At 54.1% G+C, this 8,530-nt stretch carries 10 protein-coding genes and 1 pseudogene; 5 read left to right on the top strand and 6 right to left on the bottom strand.

From position 1 onward, the window contains the following. Together AACQ38_RS23040 and AACQ38_RS24240 are read left to right on the top strand one after the other, a co-directional pair. A partial coding sequence (locus tag AACQ38_RS23040) for a transposase domain-containing protein (RefSeq protein ID WP_165579166.1) occupies positions 1–114 on the top strand: 114 nt, incomplete at its 5' end. A gap of 101 nt (positions 115–215) precedes the next feature. Continuing rightward, positions 216–290 (top strand): annotated as a pseudogene (locus AACQ38_RS24240) (DUF7706 family protein); the annotation flags it as partial. A gap of 42 nt (positions 291–332) precedes the next feature. Here the strand turns inward: AACQ38_RS24240 and AACQ38_RS23045 are convergent. From AACQ38_RS23045 to AACQ38_RS23060, 4 genes are all read right to left on the bottom strand, one after another. Further along, complete coding sequence (locus tag AACQ38_RS23045) at positions 333–566, bottom strand: hypothetical protein (protein WP_165579167.1); 234 nt, start codon at positions 564–566, stop codon at positions 333–335. Continuing rightward, positions 563–862: a hypothetical protein gene (locus AACQ38_RS23050; RefSeq protein ID WP_445260636.1), complete on the bottom strand. Its 300-nt coding sequence runs from the start codon at positions 860–862 to the stop codon at positions 563–565. Before AACQ38_RS23050 ends, AACQ38_RS23045 begins: the two co-directional genes overlap by 4 nt. Before the next feature lie 1,074 nt (positions 863–1,936). After that, positions 1,937–2,938 (bottom strand): site-specific tyrosine recombinase XerC, encoded by a 1,002-nt coding sequence (xerC, locus tag AACQ38_RS23055; RefSeq protein WP_339367085.1) that lies wholly within the window; start codon positions 2,936–2,938, stop codon positions 1,937–1,939. A gap of 741 nt (positions 2,939–3,679) precedes the next feature. Further along, positions 3,680–6,592 (bottom strand): CHC2 zinc finger domain-containing protein, encoded by a 2,913-nt coding sequence (locus tag AACQ38_RS23060; protein WP_165579170.1) that lies wholly within the window; start codon positions 6,590–6,592, stop codon positions 3,680–3,682. A gap of 121 nt (positions 6,593–6,713) precedes the next feature. On the opposite strand from AACQ38_RS23060, the gene AACQ38_RS23065 reads away from it, so the two are divergent. The 3 genes from AACQ38_RS23065 to AACQ38_RS23075 all read left to right on the top strand — a co-directional run bounded on the left by AACQ38_RS23065 (position 6,714) and on the right by AACQ38_RS23075 (position 7,724). Then, the gene (locus AACQ38_RS23065) at positions 6,714–7,118 is read left to right on the top strand and encodes a helix-turn-helix domain-containing protein (RefSeq protein ID WP_242685670.1); all 405 of its coding nucleotides are present in this window, start codon (positions 6,714–6,716) and stop codon (positions 7,116–7,118) included. A gap of 73 nt (positions 7,119–7,191) precedes the next feature. Further along, on the top strand, positions 7,192–7,512 hold the full coding sequence (locus AACQ38_RS23070; RefSeq protein WP_165579173.1) for a SymE family type I addiction module toxin: 321 nt from the start codon (positions 7,192–7,194) through the stop codon (positions 7,510–7,512). A 14-nt stretch (positions 7,513–7,526) separates the two neighbouring features. Next, the gene (locus tag AACQ38_RS23075; RefSeq protein WP_165579171.1) at positions 7,527–7,724 is read left to right on the top strand and encodes a DUF7706 family protein; all 198 of its coding nucleotides are present in this window, start codon (positions 7,527–7,529) and stop codon (positions 7,722–7,724) included. A 46-nt stretch (positions 7,725–7,770) separates the two neighbouring features. On the opposite strand, the gene AACQ38_RS23080 is transcribed toward AACQ38_RS23075, so the two are convergent. After that, positions 7,771–8,118: a hypothetical protein gene (locus AACQ38_RS23080; RefSeq protein ID WP_011147332.1), complete on the bottom strand. Its 348-nt coding sequence runs from the start codon at positions 8,116–8,118 to the stop codon at positions 7,771–7,773. Positions 8,119–8,122: 4 nt separating this feature from the next. After that, positions 8,123–8,530 (bottom strand): hypothetical protein (locus AACQ38_RS23085; RefSeq protein ID WP_347566023.1); only part of this gene is annotated, 408 nt, incomplete at its 5' end.

An 8,530-nucleotide genomic window follows, 5' to 3' on the forward strand; every position in this document is an offset into this window, starting at 1 on the left:
GCCAACGGACATGAGCCCTGGGTCTGGTTACGTGATGTCCTCAGCCGGCTGCCTGTCTGGCCGAACAATCGGTTGAATGAGCTGTTGCCCTGGCCTGAGAATCCCTTCCGTTAACATCCCATTTTGTGGTTATCTGACAACGCAAGGTGAGTTCACCGGAACATTACCGGAGAGGAAGAACAAGGTGAGATGACCGGACGTTTACGAATGAAGAAGAAGCGTATCAGATCAAAGATGCGATTTCTAAGCTTCAATCCGCTCTGGCTTACCGTGGGTATTCACCAAGATAGATCATCAGAAGGCCGGAAGATCACACGGATCTTCCGGTGTTTTTAGATGTAAAAAAGATTTTCTCGAACAAAAGAAGTAACTTCGTCTTTATTTAATTCAAATGCAGGATCTGCATCCATTCCTTTCAAATAATCAACGACATATCTTAGCCTCTCATCATCAATGTCATGATCAAGGTAAAATTCATATGCATATCTAGCAACGTTAGCAGTATCGTAATTTTCTTGAAGTTTTTCATTCAGGCCGCTTATAAAAAGATGGATTAGATCGTTCATGACAATCCCCCACATTTTTTAATAGCTTTTCCTGGGGTTGTTGCTATGCCTGAATCTATATCCGCTTTGGTGGGTGGATAATGAGGTAAATCCAATACCTGACCATCTTTCATCTTAGGATGTATACGATTAACCTTGCTGGAATGGTCGTAAGTTTCTTCCCAAGACCTCACACTTCCTGTCGATGGATTCCACTCTGTGACATGAGAACGTCCACGCGTTGGCCCTTTAGTTCTAGCTAACGCTTCCTTATCATAATAACGGATCCGCCCATCAGGTAATTCGCGGATATTCACGGCAGAACCTTGAGCTTTTTGTAAGGCTCTAAGTTTCCGATTTAATAATTGAGAAGGTGAACTTGCCAACCCAAACGGGTCAATCCAGTTCGCCGGATTATGGACGTACGAATACGGGTTCAGACCCCCATTCAGCCCGAGCGGATCTTAGGCACTATCCCGACGCCATCATACGATTGAGCGGACCTTTCCCCCTGATTTAGCAGCCTTTTTCTTCGCCACTGTTTCCCACCCTGTTAAAGAACATATCAACTCGCCCCGACGGGCACTTTCCCGATGTTAGCGCATTTTTTCCCCGACGTCAGCGCCGGGTTTCGGCCCGCTTTGCCTGCCAGAACCGGGTTTTATCAGGAACCCGTGGCGGCGGTGCAGCTTGTCTGCGCCGCTGACGCGGGTTGGCCGGGTGCGGGCGGGCCAGGCCCGCAGGTAACGCTTTTTAACAGGGAAGCCCCCTTGGGGGCTGCACGGGGCGGAGATGGCGAGCACGGGGACGAGCAACGGAGCGCAGCGCAGTGCGAGCCGCGCGCAGCCAGTGCAGCAGGGGCGGGGCGGGGGTAATTAACGGCGGAGGCCGCAGGCCGACTGGCTTACCGGTCTGTGGCTGTTGACCTTAACAGGCTGGCGGGCGGGTTTTAGGGCCGATGTTATCACCGGAGCCGCCAGGGACGGCGGCGACTGCGGCGGTGGGATTTTGCATTGAAGCTGACAGCGGAAGGCGTCAGCCTTGCGCGCCACGGGGGCTAAGAAGCTCAACCCGGCGGCCAGCCGCGCACCGGGGCTGAGGTAACCGCGCAGCGCCCGTGGGTGGGCGGCGCCGACATAATGTTTGTTAAGCGCGGCGGGCCGTTCAGGCCCATTGCGCTTAATGCCACATTATGTTGAATGGTGGTTGACCGGCAACGAGAGTTGCAGAGAACGCTGATGTTTCGTGCCGGGCGGCCACCATTTACCGCCGGCACTCAGAAGGTGGGCAGGCAGTCTGTGCGCAGGGATGCGCGCAGTCTGCCTTTCACTGCACCCCACGCGCTCACAGGGAACCGGCTAACATTAAGATTGTCCGGCAACACAGCGCGTTCAGACCGGCTTCGGGCTGTCCGGCTTGTCACTCTCCGCCTGCTTATCGTCTGACGTTGCCTGCTTTGACTGCCGTTCTGCCGGGTGGGTCTGCTCATGCACTTCCTTTAAGTGACCGATAGCCACCCGGGTATAGATTTGGGTGGTTTCCAGCTTCTCATGCCCCAGTATCGCCTGGATATGCCGGGTGTCCGCGCCGTTCTCCAGCATCTGGGTTGCCATTGAGTGGCGGAACAGATGACAGGCCCCCGGCTTAGCCAGTTGCGCCTGTTTACGGATGCTGTCGGCGGCTATCCAGGTTAACGTGCCTCTGGCCAGCCCCCGGCCTTTCCTGGTGATAAACAGGTGACCGCTGTCATCCCGCCGCGTTAACTCGGGCCGGACACTGAGCCAGCGGCTTAACCAGTGCAGCGCCTGCCCGCCGATGGGCACCACCCTATCTTTACGGCCTTTGCCCTGTCTGACCAGCACCACGCCGCGCCCGAAGTCCACTTCGCTTAACAGCAGGTTGGCTATTTCCATCCGCCGGATACCGGTACTCCACAGTACTTCAAGGATAGCGCGATTTCTCAGCCCGGTTGGGGTGTTGATATCCGTTGCGGCTAAGACCGTGTGGGTTTCGTCTTCATTCATCACCTGCGCCGGCAGCCGTTTTTCTTCTCTTGGCAATACCATGTTATCCGTCGGGTTATACAGGATATGGTGACGTTGCAACAGCCAGCGGAACCACTGACGTAAGACACTCAGGCGGTCCCGCTGACTGCCCGGGCTGTAGGGCTGGCCGTTCGCTTTACGGGCGCTTCTCAGCCAGCGCTGGTAACTTTCCAGTAACGGCAGGCTGACCTGCGGTGCCGTCATCACGCCACGCGCTTCGCACCAGTTGACGAACGGCAACAGCCGTTCTTCATAGGACTCCTGAGTCCGTTCGCTTAAGCCCTGTCCCTGCACGGCTTCCAGCCAGGCCGCCAGATGCTGGCGTAAAGTGGCGAAGCGGGCCGGTATGGCGTCGGATTGACCGTGGGTTTCCGTCACCGAGGGACGTTTTTTTCTTGGCGAGGCCAGTGTTGCCGCCGGGCTGGTCGGGATAGCGTGCTGTTGCTGCAACCAGTCGAACCACAGGCGTAAGGCGCGCAGGCGTCGGCGCTGACTGTCCGGCGGGTAGGGCTGACCGTTGGCTTTGCGGTACCGGGTCAGATGCTGCTGCCAGTTTTCCAGTAACGGTTCGGTGACCTGAGCCGCAGATATTACGCCCTGTTCCTCACACCAGTTGACGAACGGTGACAGCCGTTCATGACGGGCGGACTGGCTCTTTTGACTCGCCCCCTGCAACAGCAGGTTATCCAGATACGCGTCCAGATGCTGGCGCAGGGTCAGCCGGGCAGGGTCAGATTGACGTTTAGCGGGTGATGACATGATGGGGTTTCCTGTAGAGAACAGCGGTTAGTGTTATCAGTGTGTGATACATCACTACGGTACGATGGCGTGATTCTTAGGTGGCCGGAACAGTCCTTTTCAGGCTGGCCCGACTTGCGAACCGTTCAGCCCTTTGTCACTGCGGCTTGCAGCCGGTTTTGGCGAACCAGACTTGACCCCGACTTGGGGCAGACTTGACCCTGACTTGCCTTCATTTGAGCCAGACTTGCACCCGTCATATTCACACTTTCCTTTCTGGCTTTCGGGTTCATTGATGAAGGGGCAGTACGGTACGACGGCCTGATTTTTAGGGGGCCGGAACAGTCCTTTTCAGACTGGCCCGACTTGCGAACCGTTCAGCCCTTTGTCACTGCGGCTTGCCGCCGGTTTTGGCGAACCCGACTTGGCCCTGACTTGGGGCAGACTTGACTCCGACTTGCCTTCATCCGGGCCAGACTTGCACGAGTCATATACACTATTGGCAGCCTGATTTTCCGGTTCAATCAGACCACACAGGTGAGCCTCCTCCGCTTTATCGCCATTCCAGAGCAGTTCATATTGCAACAGATGGCCGCGACTGCCGCCGTGTGTCAGCAGGTATTCCATGTCACTCAGGCGCTGACAGTGGAGTTTAAGCTGGCTGTCACTCCAGTGGGTATAACTGCGGATATCCCGGCGGGTAAAGCGGATATCTTTCACCGGGCGTTGTTGCGCTGCCGCCGTGTCTTTCACCATTTGCTGTATCAGCAGCAACAGTTTTCGGGTCTGAGGCGGCATCTCATCCAGCGTGCGGCCTAATATCTCGTGGGCCAGCCGGTTTGCTAAGCTAATATCGTCTTTGGTCACCTCGATATATTCAAGCCGTTTGCTCCGGTGTTCCGCGGTCTTCACCTCGCGCTGGTGCTGATGCAGCAGGGCGATACTTTGTATCAGCGTGAGATATTTCATGTGGTCGCGTCGGGTGCGGGTTTTATCGCTCATGAACGTTAACTGTGAGGCATAAGGGTTAACCACATTCAGCGGGCGCAACAGCCGCTGGGCGTTTTGATGCAGTTCGGTGATATACGCCTTTTCATTCTCGGCCAGTAAACCTTCAAGGGTTTGCTTATGGCGCTGCAAGGCGTGGATAGCTTCGGTCTGTTCCCGCGATTCGTTCACGGTCAGCACCAGACAGCGGTTTAACAGCTCTTCATCGACATCTATCGCCGTGGTGGTGAGCATCAGCATCACCGGTCCTTTCACTGTGTACTGTTTGGTGACCAGATTCCCGCTGGCGTCATCTTTACCGGTGCTGGCAATGGTCAGTTCGCCGTCGCTTTGCAACAGCTTAAGCGCATAGGCGGCCTGCCGTACCCCTTCCTCTTCGGCAATGGCTAAGATTTTATGCTGGAGATTGGTTTCCCCCAGATAGAACAGACTCTGGCCGGTCATGGCGCTGTATTGCAGGCGTTCCTCTTCCGGTATCAGATTGAGGACCGCATCCATCAGTGAGCTTTTCCCGGCAGCGCTGCTGCTCTGTATCAGCACGGCCAGCGGACGGTCCAGCTTGCGACTGACGGCGGCTAAGTAACCGGCCAGCAGGTTGGTGCTTTCCCCCACCACGCCACAGGCGGCTAAATCAGCGGTGATGCGCTCACTCAGTTTCGGGTCTTGCAGCAGCGCCAGCGCTGCGGCCCGCTGGTCCTCGCTCAGTTCGGGAACCGGTGGGGTTTCGGTCTGTTCACTGACACCGGCCTGTTGACACTGTTCCAGTACCAGCAACACCTGCCCCAGCGCCCGGCGCAGGTCACCTTCGGCCAGCCCGAGTTCGGTGGCGGCCAGCCGCGCATACCCGCCCCGGCTGCGGGCGCTCATCATGTCCACGCTGTCGGCGAACATCACGCCGCTGTCAGTATCAACGACCTGAACATTGACTTTCATCACCGCCGCCCCGGCTTTCACCTGTGACAGGCCCCGGATACCCCACTGTTGTGTGCCCAGCGTCAGGGATATCTCGCCGTTAGCGCCGGTTTCCCAGACCACATTCGGCATCGACGGCAACGCCGCTATACCGGCGGCTAATGTGCTGACTGTTTCCGGCACCGGAACCGGCTGATGTTCAGCCAGTGCGGCCCGCTCTGTTGCGGTGGTGGCCTGTACCTCTGCCGCCTCCTGCATCGACACGGCACTGTCCAGCAACAACGCGAAGGCCCGTTCTGGTTCGGCGACCTGACACAGATAGCCGTTGGCATCCATGCCCTCGGGGAACACCACCCGGAACACGGTGATGCCGGCGATAGTCAGTTCGGCGGCCAGTTTTACCGCCGCTTCATTGCCTGCCGGATCATTGTCGTAGGCGATCAAGACCTGCTTAACGCCATGCCGCCGAAACGCCTGCCGCATCTCATCGGTAAAGCCGTTCACCCCATAGGCGGCGGTGACATGGCGGTGACCGGCCACCCAGAACGACATCGCGTCGATCAGGGATTCACAGAGAATGACCGTCCCTGAACTGATCAGCGCCGGCTCATTCCATATCCCGCCATGTGCGCCGGGAAGGTACAGATGCAGCGGCGTTCCTTTACGTAAACGGTCGGTGATTTTGCGCCCGTATATCTCACGGATCTGGCCGTTCGGGTCGATAACCGGTATCACCAGCGAACCGGTAAAGTGCTCGTGCCCGCTGTCGCGCATCAGCCCCACGGCCCGAAGACGGGCGCGGATCTGTGCGCCGGCCTGCACCGCCTTGATGGGCAGGCGATAGGCTAACGTGCGGTTGGCAAAGCCCAGTTTAAACTGGGCGACTAATTCCGGGTGGTTGAGCCGCCGTTTTTCCAGATAATCCAGGGCTTCGGGGGCGTTCAGCAACGTGTGGTGGTAGAACTCAACCACCCGGTTGAGCAGCGCCTGCCGTCCGGCTTCATCTTCGGCCAGCACGGCGGGTTCATCCGGTTGCACCAGCGGCACCACCGAGGGGTTATCTCCCAGTATCCCGCGCAACTGTTCCACGGCCCGGCGCAGACTTAAGCCTTTGGTTTTCATCACCCAGTCCAGCACGGAGCCGCCGGCGTCACAGCCAAAACAGTGATAGAGATTTTTTGCCGGTGAGATAACCATTGACGGGGTTTTCTCCTGATGGAACGGGCACAGCAGTACGTAATCTTTGCCGCGTTTAAAGAGCTGTCGCCCCTGTTGCTCCACCACGGCGACTAAGGAGACGGCGGCTTTCAGGTGCTGTAATTCTGCGTCGGGTATCCGTGCCATGTTGTTGACTCCTAAATCCTGTCAAGATTTAAATTGACTCTTAATTGGATTTATTTATAATCCTTTTAGGAGTTACTTGCAACCCCTAATTCAGACAAGCCCTTACACTAACGGAGTCACTATGCAAACAGAGTTTTTGATTATGCAAAATGCTGAACTCCGCAAAGAGTTTGGGGTACGTCTCAAGGCGCTACGTAAGCAGAAGGGATGGCCTCAGAAAGAACTGGCTGGGAAAGTTGAGATCCGTTTTCAACAACTGAACAAGTACGAAAGCGGACTTAACATACCTCCCGCTGAGATGATGGTTAAGCTGGCTGATGTGTTAGGGGTCACGGTGGATTATCTGCTGACAGGCAATCCTGTTGAAGATTCACCGTTGGCTAACTCTCGGTTATTTCGACGCTTTCAGGTTCTGGAACGACTGGCACAGGAAGATCAGGAAACGGTTATCAAGATCATTGATGCCATGATCGCCAAGCAGCGCATGGAGTCTGCGTTACTGTCTGTTGATGAACCGGAGGGATAAAAATAGCGCGGCGCTGATGTGTTGAGACCACACCAACGCCGCTCACCACAAGCAACTAAGAAGGAGTTGAATGATGGCTAAGGCGCATTCTAAAGCAGAAGCGGCGATAAATAAAGCTGTGAAAACAGAACGTTATTACACGGTGGGCTATGTGCCGAACGGGAACAGAGTTAGCAACGCCACTCCGGCGATACATCTTAAGGGGCAGTGGCTGAGACAGGCGGGATTTAATACTGGCGGCCAGATTACGGTGAAGGTGATGGACGGTTGTCTGGTGCTGATCCCTGACAGTGAAGTCACGCAACAACAGCATCAGCAGTACCAGCGGCAACAGGCCCAACTGCGGGAGATTAAGCAGCAGATGCAGGCGCTGATAACCGGTTTTGCGGGTTAAGGGGAGAGGATGAGATGACAATAGTGATTGAACATTTACAGGATATTCAGTTAACCCACATTGAAGCACTGGCCTTAGCACAACTGGTTAAGCGGCTGTGCTGGTCTGAGATACGGGCCTGTGCCGTGAATGACGAGGAAGCGTATCAGATCAAAGATGCGATCTCTAAGCTCCAATCTGCGTTGGCTTACTGTGGATATGCACCAAGGTAGATCATAATAAAGCCGGAAGATCTCGGGGATCTTCCGGCTTTATTAATTAACTAGCATTATATATATCGTGCAGATTACTATTTTTATTTAAGTTAACTATACTTTCCTTTTTATAGGTCAATATTAGCTCACCTTTATTTTCATCATTTTCTATTGCACGTACACCATCAATAACACAAAGAATACCGAACAATGTATTATCAGCTACTATTCTTATTATTTTATTGATTATCTCTTTCTCTTCCTTCGATTTTTCATTATAAAAATCAGATAGTTCAATTAGTTCCCTTTGTGGTTTTCTACCTGGGGGAGATTCAAGTATTGAGATAGTGTCTTCGATAGCAGCATCTCTTACTACAAGCTTTAATATATCTACAAATAGTTGAGAATTCATCTTATTACCTTATTTTAGTGAAGGCTTCTGGATACATTTCTTTATTTAAATTGTGCAAATCTTTTATTGCTGAAGGAGGAGCATTAGTATAATTGCGCAAGTCTCTAATATCTTTTGCCAATAAATCTCTAGCCGATCCCGTATACGGTCCTTTCATTGTAGGAATCAGTTTATGTTCTCCTCTAGGGAGAGCTATTGATGGAGCTATTTTAGGATCATAACCAGTAATTACTTGCCCCGCAGGATGTTTTTGAGCCGCATGGTGGATATCTAATTTATCACCCACCTTAGAACGTCTCTGTAAATCATCGAATGTACTAACTTCATATTTTTGTGTTGGACAAGCTGCTAACCCTAAGGGATCAATCCACGACACCGGATTCGGCACGTACGCATACAGGTTCAGACCCCC

Origin of the sequence: Photorhabdus sp. RW14-46 (assembly GCF_963887965.1) — a bacterium.
Taxonomy (GTDB): Bacteria; Pseudomonadota; Gammaproteobacteria; order Enterobacterales; family Enterobacteriaceae; genus Photorhabdus; species Photorhabdus laumondii.